The organism is Pseudomonas sp. RGM 3321 (assembly GCF_022836805.1).
GTDB lineage: Bacteria > Pseudomonadota > Gammaproteobacteria > Pseudomonadales > Pseudomonadaceae > Aquipseudomonas.
The window spans coordinates 225,925-244,988 of the sequence record NZ_JALHBH010000120.1 but is presented as its reverse complement, the minus strand read 5'-3'; the positions used below and the strand labels follow the sequence as shown (position 1 = coordinate 244,988).

General features: G+C 61.6%; 1 protein-coding gene and 1 pseudogene (1 of these 2 running past the window's edge). Both read left to right on the top strand.

All coding sequences use genetic code 11. The features are described from left to right. Window positions 1-1,281 carry the 3' portion of a non-ribosomal peptide synthetase gene (locus tag RGM3321_RS24720; RefSeq protein ID WP_244395222.1) on the top strand. 8,217 nt of this gene lie to the left of the window's left edge, so only the last 1,281 of its 9,498 coding nucleotides appear in the window; its start codon lies beyond the left edge, outside the window; the stop codon is at window positions 1,279-1,281. Further along, window positions 1,278-19,064: pseudogene (locus tag RGM3321_RS24715) on the top strand (amino acid adenylation domain-containing protein). Before RGM3321_RS24720 ends, RGM3321_RS24715 begins: the two are co-directional and overlap by 4 nt.

Sequence of the window (19,064 nt, the reverse complement as noted above, 5' to 3'; positions counted from 1 at the left end):
AAAGGGGTGATGGTCGAGCATCGTAACGTCGGCAATCTGGTGCAGTGGAGTTCGCGATTGTGCCCACCCACAGCGGCCAGCGCATTGTTGCAAAAGACGCCGATCAGCTTTGACGCCTCGGTCTGGGAGATTTTCTGGCCGCTGAGCAGCGGCATCCCGCTGGTGCTGGCCCGCCCTGACGGTCAGCGCGATCCTGCGTATCTGGCGCAGTTGATTCAGGAACGTCAGGTCAGCGTGGTGCAGTTTGTTCCGGTGCTGTTGCAGCAGTTTCTCGATCTGCCGCAAAGCAGCCAGTGCGTCAGCCTGACCGACATCGTCTGCGGCGGTGGCGAGCTGACCATCGCCCTGTCCGAGCAGTTACGCAAGCGACTGCCGCAGGCACGCCTGCACAACGTTTATGGCCCGACCGAAACCACGGTGGATTGCAGTGTCTGGACACTGGAACCTGACCAGGCCGTGCCGGAAAGTGCTTTGCCTATCGGTCGCCCGATCAGTAACACGCGATTGTATGTACTGGATGCCTATGACCAGCCCGTGCCCTTGGGTGTTATCGGTCAGTTGCATATCGGTGGTGCAGGGGTAACCCGTGGTTATCTGAACCTGCCGCAAGCTGACGCCGAACGCTTTATCGACAGCCCATTCGTGGCGGGCGACCGGCTGTATCGCAGTGGCGATCTGGTGCGTCAGCGAGCGGATGGCAACCTCGAGTTTCTCGGCCGCAATGACGATCAGGTGAAAATCCACGGGCTGCGTATCGAGCCTGGCGATATTCAAGCCTGCCTGACCCGTCATCCAGGGATTGATCAGGCCGTCGTGCTGGTTCGCGACGAGCAGCCGGGCGGCCAGCGGCTGGTGGCCTATTACACCGGCACGCCACTGGCGGTCGAGACACTGCGTGAGGTGCTGCGTGCGCAGTTGCCGGATTACATGGTGCCAGCACTGTTCGTGCAGCTGGACGCCATGCCGCTGAGCCCCAATGGCAAGCTGGACCGCAAGGCTCTGCCTGCGCCGGGCGGCGATGCGCTACTGACCCGCCCTTATGAAGCACCGCAAGGCGAAACCGAAGCCTTGCTCGCCAGGCTCTGGAGCGAGCTGCTCGGAGTCGGGCAAGTCGGACGACACGACAACTTTTTCGAACTGGGCGGCCACTCGCTGCTGGCGGTGAACCTGACTGCGCGCCTGCGCCAGGAAGGCATCGAGGCCGATGTCCGGGCGCTGTTCGAACAACCTACGCTGGCAGGCTATGCAGCCATCACAGAGAGCATGGAGATAATACTGTGAGCATCAACGAACTATTGGCGGCACTTAAAGCTCACGATATTCACCTGACGGTCAAGGACGGACAACTGGTGGTGCAGGGTAACCGCCGTGCATTGACCGAAAACGGTCTGCTGGAGCACCTGCGTGAGCACAAGCCGGCGCTGATAGAACTCATCGAACAAGGCGACTACCAGAACAGCAAACGCGGCGCACTGACGTTGCCCGCCAATGGCATCCCTCAGGGCTGTGAGCAAATCACTGCGCAGATGCTGACGCTGGTGGAGCTTGATCAGGCAACCATCGACCAACTGCTGGACGCAATACCGGGAGGTGCCGCCAATGTGCAGGACATCTACCCGCTGGCTCCGCTGCAGCAAGGCATTTTGTACCATCACGTTACCGCCACTCAGGGCGACCCGTATGTGATGCAGGTGCAATTCGCCTTTTCTGATCAGGCGCGTCTGAAGGCATTCGCCCAGGCGCTGCAAACCGTCATCAACCGGCATGACATTCTGCGCACCTCAGTGCACTGGAACGGTCTGGAAACCCCGGTGCAAGTGGTCTGGCGTCACGCTGAACTCAAGGTCGATACCTTGCCGACCGCCGCAGGCATGACCATGGTGCTGGGCCAGGCACCGCTGATGCGTCTGGTCTGCCATGAGCCGGCGCAAGGTCAGGGCGTGCAGGCGACGCTGCTGTTCCACCATATCGCCATGGACCACAGTGCGCTTGAAGTGGTGCGTCATGAAATACAGGCGTGCCTGTCGGGGCAGGCCGGGCTGCTGGGTGTACCGGTACCGTTCCGTAACTACGTCGGGCAGGCGTTGCTGGGCGTTAGCGAAGAACAGCATGAAGCGTTCTTCCGCGACATGCTCGGCGACCTCGACGAACCAACCCTGGCGTACAGCCTGCAGGATTTGAGCGGTGACGGCGATGAGCTCGAAGAGCACAGTGTCACGCTTGATCTGCTGCTGTGCCAGCGCTTGCGCGCTCAGGCGCGGACCATGGGAGTAAGCGTCGCCAGCCTGTTTCACCTGGGCTGGGCACGGGTGCTGGCAGGCCTTGCCGGACAATCGCGGGTTGTCTTCGGCACTGTGCTGATGGGGCGCTTGCTGGGTGCCGAGGCCACGGAGCGAGCGCTGGGTATCTTCATCAACACCTTGCCGCTGCGTCTCGATCTGGACGATCAAGGCGTGCAAGCCGCAGTACGGGCAACTCACCAGCGTCTGACCGCACTGATGCGCCATGAACACGCACCACTGGCACTGGCTCAGCGCTGCAGCGGGGTGCAAGCGCCGACGCCGTTGTTCAACGCCTTGCTCAACTATCGCCACAGTTCACCAGCGCAGGCTTCCGGTGAAACATGGCAGGGCATTGAGGTGCTGCATGCTCAGGAGCGCAGCAACTACCCGCTGGTACTGAGCGTCGATGATCTGGGCGAAGCGTTTGGCTTTACTGCACAAACCACCGCAGGTATCAGTGCGCAAAGCATTTGCGCTTACATGCAATGGACCATGGAAAGTGTGCTCGATGCGCTGGAGCAGACGCCGCAGATGCCCGTCGATCAGCTTGATATCGTGCCCGCCAGCGAGCGAGCGCAGCTTCTGCTCGGCTTCAACGACAGACATGCCGACTATGAACGCCGGCTGACGATTCACCAGCGCATCGAACACCTGGCAGAGCAACAGCCTGACGCGATCGCCGCGCAAGTGGGCGAGCAATGCCTCAGTTACAGCGAACTGAACGCGCACGCCAATGCGCTCGCCCAGCACTTGATCGGCATCGGCGTACAGCCCGACGATCGCGTTGCCGTGGTTGCACGACGCAGTCTGGAGACGCTGGTCGGCTTACTGGCCGTGCTCAAGGCCGGGGCGGGCTACGTACCGGTTGACCCGGCGCATCCGGATGAGCGTATCGCTTATTTGCTGACTGACAGCGCACCGGTTGCGGTGTTGACGCAACAGGCGTTTGTGGAACGCCTCAAAGGGGTTTCAGGGTTGCAAGGGCTGGAAGCACCGCTGATCGACCTTGACCTGGCGAACTGGCCGCAACAGCCAGGCAACCCGCACATCGACGGGCTCAATTCGACTCATCTCGCCTACGTGATCTACACCTCGGGCTCGACCGGTCAGCCCAAAGGCGTGATGGTCGAGCACCGGACGCTGAATAATCTAGTCGACTGGCACCGCGCCGCCTTCGATCTGCGCGCGGGCAGTCACACCGCCAGTGTGGCGGGTTTTGGTTTCGACGCCATGGCCTGGGAAGTCTGGCCAGCCTTGTGCGCCGGGGCGACATTGCGCCTGCCGCCTGCCGAGATCGGCAATGAACAGCTCGATGCGCTGCTTGACTGGTGGTTGAACCAACCGTTGCAGGTCGCATTTCTACCCACGCCTGTTGCCGAGTACGCCTTCAGTCGCAACCTGCGTCACCCGACCCTGCGCACGCTGCTGATCGGCGGCGACCGTCTGCGCCAGTTCCATCGCGATCCGGGCTTCGCAGTGATCAACAACTACGGCCCGACCGAGACCACTGTGGTCGCCACCTCAGGCCGCCTGTTCCCCAATGGCAGCCTGGACATCGGCAAGCCCATCGCCAATACCTCGGTTTATTTGCTGGATAACCACCAGCAACTGGTCCCGCTGGGTGTGGCAGGCGAGCTGTACATTGGCGGCGACAGTGTCGCTCGCGGTTACCTGAATCAGCCGCAACTGACTGCTGAGCGCTTTCTGCACGACCCTTTCTCCGGACAACCACAGGCGCGCATGTACCGTACCGGCGACCTGGCGCGCTGGAACGCAGATGGCACGCTGGAGTACCTGGGCCGTAACGACGACCAGGTGAAAATTCGTGGCGTGCGCATTGAACTGGGTGAAATAGAAAGCCAGCTCGGCCAATTGCCAGGCATCGAGGAAGCGCTGGTACTGGCTCGCGAAGATGAGCCGGGGCAACCACGGCTGGTGGGTTACTTCACTGAACGTGCAGACGCTCCCGCCACCACAGTAGAGCAATTGCGTACCGCACTGCTGGCCCGCCTTCCGGGGTATATGGTGCCCGGCGCATTGGTACGGCTTGAAAGCTGGCCACTGACGGCCAACGGCAAGGTCGACCGTCGTGCATTACCGATACCCGACCGAGCCGCGCTGTCGACCGGTGAATACCAGGCACCGCAAGGTGATCTGGAGAACGCACTGGCCCTCATCTGGAGCGAATTGCTGCAGGTCGAGCGGGTAGGGCGTCATGACCGGTTCTTTGATCTGGGTGGCCATTCGCTGTTGGCCATGCGCATGGTTTCTCAGGTGCGCCAGCGTCTGTCACTTGAGCTCGCCCTTGGCGACCTGTTTGCCGATAGCTCGCTGATCGCGGTGGCGCAATGCCTGACGGCTGCCGCGCGCAGCCAGTTGCCTGCCATTGACGTGCAGCCACGCACCGGCCCGGTTCCGCTGTCTTCTGCTCAGCAGCGCATCTGGTTCATGGCGCAAATGGAAGATGCCAACAGCGCCTACAACATCTCATTGGGCCTGAAACTGAGCGGCCCGCTGGACAGCCGTGCCTTGAAGCGTGCGCTTGAGCGCATTGTGGCCCGACACGACAGCCTGCGCAGCCAATTCAGCCAGGAAGACGACAAGGCCTGGGTGCAGGCGGCGTCCGCCACGGTAGTGCCCGATATTGGCTGGCAGGATTTGCGTCGCCAGGACGCGGCGGCCTTACAGGCGGTAGCAAAGGAAGAGGCAGCACAGCCCTTCGATCTGCACCGCGATCTGCCGATTCGCGGTCGCTTGCTGTGCCTGGCTGAAGACCGTCACGTTTTGCTGCTGACCGTACACCACATCGTTGCCGATGGCTGGTCGCTGGGTGTTCTGACCCGTGAACTCACCGCGCTTTATCAGGCGTTCAGTCATGGCCAGGATGATCCGCTGCCTGCGCTGACGCTGCAATATGGCGATTACGCAGTGTGGCAACGTAACTGGCTGGACGCCGAACGGTTGAGCCATCAGGGCGATTACTGGCAGCAGGCACTGGCGGGTGCGCCGGTATTGCTGACCTTGCCCACTGACCGTCCACGGCCTGCGCATCAGGATTATACGGGTGCCAGTGTCACGCTGGATCTCGATCCGCGCCTGAGCAGCGACCTCAGAGCTTTCTGCCAGAAGCAGTCGGTGACACCGTTCATGCTGTTCATGGGTGCCTGGGCCGCATTGCTGGCGCGCTTGTCCGGACAGGAGGAAGTCGTCGTCGGCATGCCGGTTGCCAACCGCCGCCATGCCGAAATCGAAGGCCTGATCGGTCTGTTCGTCAATACCCTGGCCGTGCGTGTCGATACCTCGGGCGAGCCGGATGCTGTGATGCTGCTGGCCCGCATCAAGGCCCGCGTTGTGGCAGCGCAGGACCATCAGGACCTGCCTTTCGAGCAGGTGGTGGAGCGCTTGCGACCGCCTCGCAGTCTTTCGCATAGCCCTTTGTTCCAGGCATCACTGACCTGGGACGGCAGCCAGGGTCTGGATTTGCAACTGGGCGACATGCACCTGGAACCGCTGGAAGAGCAGGCCGCTTTCGCAAAATTCGACCTGGCGCTGAGCGTCGGCGACAGCGCCGATGGTTTCCGCTGCATCGTGGAATATGCGACAGCGCTGTTTGACCGCAGCACCATCGAACGCTATCTGGGTTATCTGGAGGCGATAGTGCGCGGCATGGTCGCCGACAGGCAGACGGTCGTGAACCACATTCCGCTCTTGTCGCGTAGCGAGCGTCGGCAGTTGACCGAAGGTTTCAATGCACCCGCTGCGGTTTACCCGCAGGGGCTGACCCTGCACAGCCAGTTTGAAGCACAAGTGCAGCGCACGCCGGATGCGATTGCCGTGACGTTCGAAGATACATCCTGGAGCTACGCGACACTCAACGCCCAGGCCAATAAAATTGCACATCGCCTGATCGGCATGGGCATCAGTGTGGATGACCGTGTTGCCATCTGCACGCAGCGCAGCCTGCAAATGATCGCGGGCCTGCTGGGCATTCTCAAGGCCGGTGGCGCCTATGTGCCGCTGGACCCGGCTTACCCACTTGAACGTCTGGCCTACACCCTCGGCGACAGCGCGCCAGTGGCGTTGTTGAGTCAGCGGTCAGTGCAGCACGCCTTGCCGGTGTCAGACGTGCCGGTAATCAGTCTCGACGATACCGATTTGCAGGAGGAGTCCGCCTCTAATCCGCAGGTGCCGGTAAAGCCCACAAGCCTGGCTTATATCATCTACACGTCGGGCTCAACCGGTCAGCCCAAGGGTGTGATGATCGAGCACCGCAACGTTGCACGACTGTTTTCGGCAACCGAAGACTGGTTCGGTTTCAACGAACAGGATGTCTGGGCGCTTTTCCACTCGTTCGCCTTCGACTTCTCGGTCTGGGAAATCTGGGGCGCATTGCTGCACGGCGGACGTTTGTTGATCGTGCCGCAACTGGTCAGCCGCTCGCCGGAAGACTTCTACAACCTGCTGTGCAGTGCCGGGGTAACGGTGCTCAACCAGACGCCGAGCGCGTTCCGGCAATTGATTGCTGCCCAGGGCGAGCAGGCGCAGGTGCACTCGCTACGTCGGGTGATTTTCGGAGGTGAAGCACTGGAAACAGCGATGCTCAAGCCGTGGTATGCCCGCAACGTGAACGCCGCAACACAGCTGGTGAACATGTACGGCATCACCGAAACCACGGTGCATGTGACCTATTACCCGTTGCAGCCCGAAGACGCCATGCGTGTCGGTGCCAGTCCTATCGGCAAGCGTATTCCCGATTTGCAGATGTATGTCCTCGACGCCCGCGGCGAGCCGGTGCCGGTAGGTGTGGTCGGCGAACTGTATGTTGGCGGCGCCGGTGTGGCGCGGGGTTATCTGAAACGTGAAGCGCTAACGGCCGAACGTTTCCTCGACAACCCGTTCAGCCATGCACCGGATGCGCGCATGTACCGTACCGGCGACCTTGGACGGTGGATGGCCGACGGTAGCCTGGAATACATGGGCCGTAACGACGAACAGGTCAAGATTCGCGGTTTCCGTATTGAGCTGGGTGAGATCGCGTCTCGCCTGAACGATCATCCGGATGTCATCGACGCTGTGGTAGTGGCACGCGAGGATGTGCCGGGCGACAAACGACTGGTTGGCTATTACACCTGCGGTGAAGATAAAACCGGGCTGGATATCGAGCAGTTGCGTGCATGGCTGTCGGGGCTACTGCCCGAATACATGGTGCCTGCGGCTTTTGTAAGGCTGGCCAGCCTGCCAGTGACGGCGAACGGCAAACTGGACCGCAAAAGTTTGCCGGCACCGGATCGCGACAGTATCGCCAGTCGTGCCTATGAAGCGCCGCAGGGTACGATCGAAATCGCCCTGGCCAGCCTCTGGGCCGAATTGCTGCATGTGGAGCAGGTTGGGCGTCAGGATAACTTCTTTGAACTGGGCGGCCACTCATTGCTCGCCGTGACCCTGATTGCGCGTATGCGTCGTCTGGACATGCGTGCTGACATTCGTGTTCTGTTTGTTCAGCCAACACTGGCAGCGCTGGCTGACGCCGTCGGTCGCGACACTGAAGTCAAAGTGCCGGCCAACCTGATCGATGCGCACTGCCAGCGCATTACACCGGAACTGCTGCCATTGGTAGCGCTGGATCAGCCAGCCATCGACCGTATCGTTGCGAAGGTGCCGGGCGGTGCTGCCAATGTGCAGGATATTTATCCGCTGGGCCCCTTGCAGACAGGCATTCTTTACCACCACCTGACCGCCGGAGACAGCGATCCCTACCTGTTGCAGCCGCAGTTCGCGTTCGCCGATGTATCGCGGCTGGACGCTTTCTGCGATGCATTGCAGCGGGTGATCGAACGCAACGATATGCTGCGCACCGCGTTGTTCTGGGAAGGTTTGCAAACCCCGGTGCAGGTGGTCTGGCGTCAGGCTCCCATGCACGTTCAAGAGACAGCGTTGCACGACCTTTTCAATGCCCCACGCATGGACCTTACTCAGGCTCCGCTGCTGCATCTGGTCTATGCCCATGACCCCGCCAACCACAGGATTGCGGCGGTTCTGCGTTACCACCATGTGATCATGGACCATATTGCCCTTGATGTACTGAGCCATGAATTGCAGGCCGTACTGCTGGGCAACGAAGCTTCGCTCGCAGCGCCCGTGCCGTACCGAAATTACATCGCCCACGTCCTGCAAGGGCCTGGCGACGAGGCTCATGAAGCGTTCTTCCGCGAGCAGTTGGGCGATGTCGATGAGCCGACCCTGCCTTATGGTCTGGCAATGGCATCGGCAGATCAGATTCCTGGCGAGGCCCGACTCACACTGGACATCGACCTGTGCCATCAGGTTCGTGATCAGGCAAGGCAACTGAGTGTCAGCGCCGCTACTTTGATGCACCTGGCCTGGGCTCAGGTCCTGGGGCAGTTGTCCGGGCGCGACAGCGTGGTATTCGGCACCGTACTGCTTGGACGGTTGCGCGGTGGCGAAGGCGGCGAGCGGGCCTTGGGTGTGTTCATCAACACCTTGCCGCTGTGCATGGACCTTGGCGGGCATTGCGCGCGCAGTGCGGTGCTCGACCTGCACGCTCGTCTGGTCGGCATGCTGACCCACGAGCATGCTCAGTTGGCACTGGCCCAGCGATGCAGCGCCTTGCCGGCAGGCGCGCCGCTGTTCAATACGCTTCTCAACTACCGCCACAGCGCTGTGCCTGAGGTCGATGACCACGCAAGCAACGCTGCATGGCAAGGGATTGAGGTCGTGCATGCAGAAGAGCGCAGCAACTACCCGCTGACCCTGTGTATCGATGACTTCGGCGATGCTTTCAGCCTGACTGCCCAGACTGCGCCGGGTATTGATCCGCAACGGATTTGCGCTTATGTGCAACAAGCCCTTGTCCATTTGGTGCAGGCACTGGAGCAGCAATCGGAAACGGCTTTGATCGAATCATCGGTGCTGCCGGAGGCTGAGCACGCGCTGTTGTCGGCCTCGTTCAACAACACCCGTCGTGAATACCCCCGCGAGCAGCTCGTGCATCGCCTGTTTGAGCGCCGTGCTGCGCTGCATCCGCATGCAGTGGCTGCCGTGCATGGCCGCCGTTCGCTGACTTATGGGGAGCTGAACGAACGTGCCAACCACTTGGCCCATTACCTGCTGGGGCAAGGTGTGAAGCCCAATGAGCATGTGGCGATTCTGCTGCCTCGCTCGCTGGAACTGGTGATCAGCCAGTTGGCGATCGGTAAATGTGCAGCGACCTACGTACCACTGGACGTCAACGCGCCTGCCGAGCGGCAGAATTACATGCTCGATGACTGCCTGGCGAAATACGTGTTGACGCAGAGCGCCATGTCGACTGCCTCATCCGTGCGGCGTATCGATCTGGACCGCCTGACTCTCGACGATCAGCCTGCGCATGATCCGGGCCTGCCACAGGCCTCTGACACAGCGGCTTACGTCATGTATACCTCCGGTTCGACGGGTGCGCCAAAAGGCGTACGTGTCGCCCATCGCGGTATCACCCGACTGGTGTTGAACAACGGTTATGCCGATTTCAATGAGCAGGACAGCATCGCTTTTGCCTCCAACCCGGCGTTCGATGCAAGCACCATGGAAGTCTGGGGTGCGTTGCTCAACGGCGGGCAGTTGTTGGTGATCGAGCACACCACGCTGATTGACCCGATGCGTTTCAGCTCGGCCCTGCGTCAGGGCAATGTCAGCGTGCTGTTTTTGACCACCGCGCTGTTCAACCAATACGTGCAACTGATTCCAGAGGCACTTGGGGGCCTGCGCCTGCTGCTTTCAGGCGGAGAGCGCGCAGACCCGGCCAGCTTCCGCAAACTGCTTGCCCAGGCCCCGGGTCTGCACCTGCTGAACGCTTACGGTCCCACCGAGACAACCACCTTCGCCACTGCCTGCCAAGTACGAACGCTGGCCGATGAGGCCGAGTACGTGCCCATCGGCCGACCCATCGGCAACACCAGTGTTTACGTGCTCGACGCTCATCAGCGCCTGACACCGCTGGGAGCTATCGGCGAGCTTTACATCGGTGGCGACGGTGTGGCGCTGGGGTATCTGAACCGCCAGGATCTGACTGACGAGAAGTTTATTGCCGACCCGTTCAGCGATCAGCCTGGTGCCATGCTGTACCGCACCGGCGATCTGGGTCGCTGGCTGGATGACGGCCAACTGGAATGCCTGGGACGCAACGACGATCAAGTGAAAATCCGTGGCTTCCGTATTGAGCTGGGCGAAATTGTCAATTGTCTGCACCAGTTGCCGGGGGTCAGAGATGCCGTTGTTCTGGCTCGTGAGGACGAGCCGGGCAATGTACGTCTGGTTGCCTATTTCACCAGCCAACAGGGGGCCGATGCCCCTGGGCCGGAGCAAATGCGTGCTCATCTGCAGGCCAGCCTGCCTGAATACATGGTTCCGGGAGCCTATATAGAGCTGACCGCGCTGCCGCTGACTGCCAACGGCAAGCTCGACAGCCGTGCACTGCCCAAACCGGATCACTCTGCGCTGCTGGGGCTGGCATACGAGCCACCGCAGGGTGAGATTGAAGTGGCTCTGGCGCAGATCTGGGCTGAAGTTCTACAGATTGAACAGGTAGGCCGCCACGATCACTTTTTCGATCTGGGCGGGCATTCCTTGCTGGCCATGCGCATGGTGTCGCAGGTGCGTCAACAGATGGGCATGGAGTTGCCACTGGGCGAACTCTTCGCGCTGGGCGAGCTGGCCGCCGTCGCCAGTGCGCTGGCCGGTGCCGGGCGCAGTGAACTGTCGTTGATCCTGCCTGCACCGCGTGATCAGTCGTTACCGCTGTCGTTCGCCCAGCAGCGCTTGTGGTTCCTGGCGCAGATGGAGGGTGGCAATGAGGCGTACAACATCCCGCTGGCCCTGCGCATACGGGGCTTGCTGGATGTTGCTGCGCTGACCGCTGCGGTATCGCGGATTGTCGAGCGCCACGAAACCCTGCGCAGCCGGTTCATCGCCTGCGAAGAGGGCGCAGAGGTGGTGTTTACTGCGCCTGCGGCCATGCCGGTCCTGCATGTTGAAGATCTGCGTCAAACGCCGGAAACACTGGCCGAACGTGTTGCTGTAGAGGCCACCTCAGCGTTCGATCTGACGCATGGGCCGCTGATTCGTAGCTGCCTGATACAGGTGGAAGACGAACAGCATGTATTGTTGCTGACGGTGCACCACATCGTCGCCGACGGTTGGTCGCTGGGCGTGCTGACTCGCGAACTGCTCGCGTTGTATCCGGCATTGCATCAAGGCAAGGACGACCCCCTGCCAGCTTTGGCTATTCAATACGCCGACTATGCGGTATGGCAGCAGGGCTGGATGAGCGGCGAGCGCCTGCAACATCAGGCAGCCTATTGGCGACAAACGCTGGAAGGCGCACCGACGCTACTGACGCTGCCTGCCGACCGGCCCCGCCCGGCGCAGCAGGACTTCGCCGGCGCCAGCCTGAACGTGCGGCTGGAGGGGCCACTGACGGCAGGCTTGCGAGCGCTGGCGCAAAGGCAAGGCGTCACGCTGTACATGACCTTGCTGACCGCATGGGGCGCATTGCTGGCGCGTCTTTCCGGTCAGGCCGAAGTGGTGGTCGGCAGCCCGATTGCAGGACGCGGTCGTGCGGAGCTGGAAGGGCTGATCGGGCTGTTCGTCAACACCCTGGCCGTACGCATCGATACAGCCTCGGCGCTGACCGGTAATGCATTGCTGGCAAAGGTCAGGGAGCGGGTACTGGAGGCTCAGGATCATCAGGACCTGCCATTCGAGCAAGTGGTGGAAATTGTCCGACCGACCCGCAGCCTGGCTCACTCCCCGTTGTTCCAGACCACGCTCAACTGGCTGGCCGGTGAAACCTCATTACCGGACATGGACGGCCTGTCGCTGAGCGTGGTCGAGCAGGGGAGTCAGGTCTGCAAGTTTGATCTGTCGTTGAACCTCGGTGAGCAGGGTGACGCGCTGTTTGGCACGCTTGAATACGCAACGGCGCTGTTCGATGAACCCACGGTGCAGCGCTATTACGGTTATTTCGAACAGGTGCTGCGCGCGCTGGTGAATAACGAAAACGCGGTGCTGGGTGATATCCCGCTGGTGGGTCCCCAGGAACGTGAGTATCTGCTTGAAAGCCTCAATGCCAGCGCGGTGAGTTTCCCGCAAGGCCAGGCCGTTCATGGCCTGATCGAAGCTCAGGCCGCACGTCTGCCTGAAGCAGTCGCTGCCCGGGTTGGCGAACAGTCACTGAGCTACGCAGAGTTGAACCGCCAGGCCAACAGCCTTGCCCACTATCTGATCAGCCTTGGCGTGCGCCCGGATGATCGGGTGGCGGTGGTTGCGCGCCGCGGGCTGGACACGCTGGTGAGCCTGCTGGCAGTGCTCAAGGCCGGTGCCTGCTATGTGCCGGTGGATCCGGCGCATCCCGATGAGCGCCTTGGCTACCTGCTGACCGACAGCGCACCGGTGGTGATACTTGCTCAACAGACCTTCATCGCGCGTCTGCCAGCGTTGGCGGTGCCGGTGATTGCGCTTGATCGACCCGAGTGGTCGGCGCAGGCGGATAATCCGCTGGTGGCGGGGCTGACGTCCCGCGAACTGGCTTATGTCATCTACACCTCGGGCTCGACCGGGCAACCGAAAGGCGTGATGGTCGAGCATGGCACCCTGGCCAACCTGGTGCATTGGCATTGCCAGGCATTCGATCTGCACGCAGGCAGCCACACTGCCAGCGTTGCCGGTTTCGGCTTTGACGCAATGGCCTGGGAAATCTGGCCGGCATTGTGTGCCGGTGCAACGTTGCACCTTCCGCCTGCAAATATCGGTAACGAGCAGCTCGACGCGCTGCTTGACTGGTGGCTGGCCCAACCGCTGCAAGTGGCGTTTCTGCCGACCCCGGTGGCCGAATATGCATTCAGTCGCGAACTGCATCATCCGACCCTGCGCACGCTGTTGATCGGCGGCGACCGTCTGCGTCAGTTCCACCGTGATCCGGGCTTTGCCGTCATCAATAACTACGGTCCGACCGAGGCTACGGTGGTAGCCACCTCGGGTCGCCTGCTGCCGGATGGCCGCCTGGATATCGGCACACCGATCGCCAATACCCGCGTGTACCTGCTCGACGACCAGCAGCAACTGGTGCCATTGGGCGTTGCCGGCGAGTTGTACATAGGCGGCGAAGGCGTGGCGCGTGGTTATCTGAACCAGCCGCAACTGACTGCCGAGCGCTTCCTGAGCGACCCGTTCAGTGGGCAGCCGCAAGCGCGCATGTACCGCACTGGCGATCTGGCGCGCTGGAATGCCGATGGCACGCTGGATTATCTGGGCCGTAACGATGATCAGGTGAAGATTCGTGGCGTGCGTATCGAGCTGGGCGAAATCGAGGCGCAGTTGGCGGCCTTGCCGGGTATCGAAGAATCGCTGGTTCTGGCCCGCGAAGACGAGCCTGGGCAACCACGTCTGGTGGCGTACTTCATCGAACACGCCGCTGCCTCCGCCATTGAGGTCGCCGGACTGCGTGCCGAGATGCTGGCCCGTCTGCCAGGCTATATGGTGCCGAGCGCCTTTGTGCGCCTTGATGCCTGGCCGTTGACCGCCAATGGCAAGGTGGATCGCCGAGCCTTGCCCGTGCCGGACCGCGACGCTCTGCCGGGGCGTGAATACGAGCCGCCGCAAGGTGAACTGGAAATAGCCGTTGCCGAGATCTGGAGCGATTTGCTGTAGGTCGAGCAGGTAGGGCGCAACGATCACTTCTTCGAACTAGGCGGCCATTCGCTACTCGCTGTCACCCTGATCGCTCGCATGCGTCGTCGCGGCATGGACGCAGATATTCGCGTGTTGTTTGCCCAGCCAACCCTGGCGGCCCTGGCTCGCGCCATCGGTAACGGCAGTCAGGTGAAGGTTCCGGCCAATCTGATCGGTACGGATTGCACGTCGATCACCCCGGACCTGTTGCCCTTGATGAAGCTGGATCAGGCAGGCATTGATCGCGTCGTTGCCAGCGTTACCGGTGGTGCACCCAATGTTCAGGACATTTACCCGCTGGGGCCTTTGCAGGCAGGTATTTTCTATCATTACCTGTCAGCCGGTGAGGATGACCCTTATCGCCTGCAAGCGCGCTTTGCGTTTGCCGACCGCTCACGGCTGGATGCATTTTGCCAGGCGCTGCAGCAGGTCATCGCGCGTAACGACGTGCTGCGTACTTCGCTGTGCTGGGAAGGCCTGGAAACACCTGTGCAAGTGGTATGGCGTCATGCCGACCTGCCGGTGATCGAATTGCCGCTGGCGGCACTGTCCGCTCCCGAACCGCTGGACCTTGTCCGTGCACCGCTGCTGCGTCTGGTGCACGCCGACGACCCGGACAACCAGCGTATCGTCGCGGTATTGCTGTTCCATCACCTGATCATGGACCACGTAGCCCTCGACCTGCTGAGCCGGGAATTGCAGGCAGTACTGCTGGATCAGCAGGCGCAACTGCCCGCGCCAGTGCCTTACCGCAATTACATCGCGCAGACCTTGCTGTGGGCGGGTGAGCAAGCGCATGAAACGTTCTTCCGCGAGCAATTGGGTGACCTGGACGAACCCACCCTGGCGTATGGCCAGACTTCGCTGCCGGGGCCGGATGTTCCGAGTGTCGCCAGGCTGCGCCTGGATGCGGCGCTGAGCCAGCGGCTGCGCGATCAAGTACGGCAACTGGGAGTCAGCCCTGCCAGCCTGATGCATCTGGCCTGGGCTCAGGTATTGGGCCGGTTGTGCGGACGTGACAAAGTGGTGTTCGGCACCGTACTGCTCGGTCGCCTGAACGGCACCGAGGGGGCAGAGCGCACGCTCGGGGTGTTCATCAACACCTTGCCGCTGCGGATTGACCTCTCCGGTCAGACTGCACGCGACGCGGTTTTGCAGACCCACCTGAGTCTGACCGGATTGCTTGCCCATGAGCATGCCTCGCTGGCAATTGCCCAGCGTTGCAGCGCCTTGCCTGCGGGCGCGCCGTTGTTCAGCGCGTTGTTGAACTACCGCCACAGCACTGCGCCCGGAGAGCACGACGAGGCTGCCGAAAAAGCCTGGCATGGGATCGAACTGTTACAGGCTGGTGAGCGCAGCAGCTACCCGTTGACGCTCAGCGTCGATGACCTGGGCGAGGCGTTCGACCTGTCGGCGCTGACCACGACGGGCATCGATGCCCGGCGCGTCTGCGCGTACCTTTCCTGCGCCGTAGAGAACCTGGTCATTGCCCTTGAGCAAAAACTTACCGCGCCGGTTCAGTCGCTGAACATTCTGCCGGGCGCTGAACGAAACGAACTGTTCGATGGCTTCAATGCCCAAGCGCTCAGCCCAGAGAACCCGCTGACCATTCATCAACGTATTGAGCAACAGGCGCTTGATCAGCCGAACGCTGTGGCTGCTCAGGCAGGTGACCAGCGCTTGAGCTATGCAGAGCTCAATGGTCGTGCCAACACACTGGCCCATCACCTTATCGGCTTGGGCGTACGCCCGGATGACCGTGTGGCGGTAGTGGCGCGGCGCGGGCTTGAAACACTCACCGGCTTGCTGGCGGTATTGAAAGCCGGGGCGAGCTATGTGCCGGTCGATCCGGCACATCCGGACGAGCGAATCGGCTACCTGCTCGAAGACAGCGCGCCTGTGGTGGTGCTGGCTCAGTCCGGCCTGCTGGCGCGTCTGCCCAGTCTGGCTGTACCGGTGGTTGTTCTAGATCGCCCGGACAGGTCGCAACGCACCGACAACCCGCATGTTCCGGATATGACCACGCGTCACCTGGCTTACGTGATTTACACCTCGGGGTCCACCGGGCTGCCCAAAGGTGTGATGGTCGAGCATCGAACGCTGAACAATCTGGTGGACTGGCACTGTCAGGCATTCGATCTGCGTGCGGGCAGTCATACCGCCAGCGTGGCCGGGTTTGGTTTCGACGCCATGGCCTGGGAAGTATGGCCTGCGTTGTGTGCCGGTGCAGTGTTGCATCTGCCGCCTGCGGAGATTGGCAACGAACAGCTTGATGTGTTGCTCGACTGGTGGCTGGCGCGGCCTCTGCAAGTCGCGTTTCTGCCGACACCGGTAGCCGAATATGCGTTCAGCCGCGAGCTGCGTCACCCGACCCTTAAAACCTTGTTGATTGGTGGCGACCGTTTGCGTCACTTCAATCGGAACCCTGGTTTCGCGGTGGTCAACAACTACGGCCCGACTGAAACTACGGTGGTTGCCAGCTCCGGCCTGATGGAGCCGGGCAAGGTCTTGCACATCGGCAAGCCTGTTTCTCATGCGCGGCTTTATGTATTGGATTCGCAGGGCGAGCCAGTGCCGCTCGGGGTGCCCGGCGAGTTGTATATCGGCGGCAAAGGCGTAGCACGTGGCTATCTGAACCGCCCGGACCTGACCGCCGAGCGCTTCCTTGATGATCCTTTCAGCGACAGCAGCGAGGCCAGAATGTACCGCTCCGGCGACCTGGTGCGCTGGCTGGCTGACGGGACCCTTGAATACCTGGGCCGCAACGACGATCAGGTCAAAATCCGTGGGGTGCGCATCGAGCTGGGCGAGATCGAACAGCACCTTGCGCAATGCCCGGGCGTTGGCGAAGCCGTTGTGACTACGCAACATCTGGAAAGTGGCTCGTTGCGCCTGGTGGGCTACTTCACTCGTCGCGACGCTGCGCTCGACAGTGCTGCATTGAGAGCGCACCTGTTAGGGCAATTGCCGGAATACATGGTGCCTGCGGTCTTTGTCGGTCTGGATGCACTGCCGTTGACCCAGAATGGCAAGGTCGACCGCAAGGCCTTGCCAGCCCCGGACATGGCCGTGCTGGCGAACCTTGCTTATCAAGCGCCGACCACGGCATTGGAGGAGCGCCTGGCGCTGCTGTGGGCCGACGTTCTGGAAGTGGGCCGGATCGGCAGACACGACAGTTTCTTTGAGCTGGGTGGCCATTCGCTGTCGGCGATCCGTCTGGTCAGCCTGCTACAAAAAGCAGGCTTGTCACTGTCCCTGGCCGAGTTGTTCCAGCATCCGAGCATCGCAGCGCTGGCCGGATTGCTCGACCAGCGTCCAGCACCCTCGGTCGAAGCTCAGGAGGTCGTCACGGTACGGGCAGGTGGCAGCGAACCGCCTCTGTTCCTGATTCATGACTTCACCGGTCTGGACGCTTACTTTCCGGTCCTCGGACAACACCTGCAGGGCGACTTCCCGATCTATGGCTTGCCGGGGGTTGGCCTGGGCCAGCAGCAATTGCGCACCATGGAATGCCTGGCAGCGCGGCTGGTGGAACGTATTCGGCAGGTCCAGCCACGCGGTCCTTACCGGCTGGCAGGCTGGTCGTTTGGCGGGGTTCTGGCCTATGAAGTGGCAACTCAACTGCTCGGTATGGACGAGCCCGTTGCATTCCTTGGCCTGATCGACAGCTACGTGCCGCGCCTGACTGATCAGGGCAAGGCGCGTTGGCAAGGACCTGACCTGCTTGAGCGGCAATTGCTGTCGCACTGCATCGCGCACTGGAAAACTCAGGGCGGGGCGGGTGCTGCTGCATTGGCGCGCCTGACCTCGTTGAGTGGACAGGCGACCCTGCCGGACTTTGAAACCCTAGTGAAACTTTGCCGCGACGAGGAGCTGCTGTACGAGGAACTGGCGCAGGCCAGCGATCAACAATTGCATCACTACCTGGACCGGGAAGTGGCGCACGGTCACGCCCTGGCGCATTACCAGCTGGAACCGCTCGGTTTGCCAATCCACCTGTTCTGCGCAGAGCAGCGTCCAATGGCACCGACAGGCACCAGTCCTACACTGGGCTGGGGCGAAGTCCTGCCAAAAGGCCAGTTGCGTTGTGTCAGCGTGCCTGGGGATCACATGACAATGATGCAGGCGCCTCACGTGGACACACTCGGTCGGAGTATCAGTGCGGCGTTGCATGGAGTACCCGATACACCGCCGTCGACACAGGCTTATCAATCGCTGCTGGCCATCCAGAGCGGGCGGGATGGGCATGCGCCAATGTTCTGCGTGCCGGGTGCCGGTGACAGCGTCACCAGTTTCATCGGGCTGGCCGAAGCGCTGGGGCCGGACAGGCCTATCTACGGCCTGCAGCCGCGCGGTCTTGATGGTCGCAGTGCTCCGCACAGCAGGGTGGAAGCGGCAGCGCAGAGCCATGTGCAAGCTATCGAAGCAATGTATCCATACGGCCCATTGCATCTGGTCGGGCATTCCTTTGGTGGCTGGGCGGCGCATGCCATGGCCGTCAAGCTTCAGGCCCGTGGTCGTGAGGTTGTCTCACTCACCCTGATCGACAGCGAAGCGCCTGGTGGTGACGGCCTGCGTTGCAAGCCCTATACCGCCACGGCAGTGTTGGAGAGGCTGATCGAAGCGTTGCAGTTGTCCGCTGGCAGAAGCCTGGAAATCGACCCTCAAGTGTTCGCCGACAGCGATGGAGACACTCAACTGCACCTGCTGCAACAGGCCATGGTGCGCGTCGGGTTGTTGCCACCGCGCCTGGCAGCACAGGCACTGCGAGGAATTGTTCGTACGTTTGCCCGCGCCATAAGGATTGTCTATCGGCCAGAGCCCGGAGGCTACAGTGGCAGGGCCAGCCTGGTACTGGTGGATGATCCGCAGCTGGATGCTCTGGACAATCAACTTGAGCAGGCGTCATCTGCAACAGGGTGGCAACACCTGATGCCGCAGCTGACGCTATGGCAGGGACCGGGTAATCACTTCAGCGTCCTCAAGGCACCAGACGTATACAGTCTGGCGGCCTGGTGGTACGACGGATTGGCAATTGGCGTGGGAGAAACGCAATGA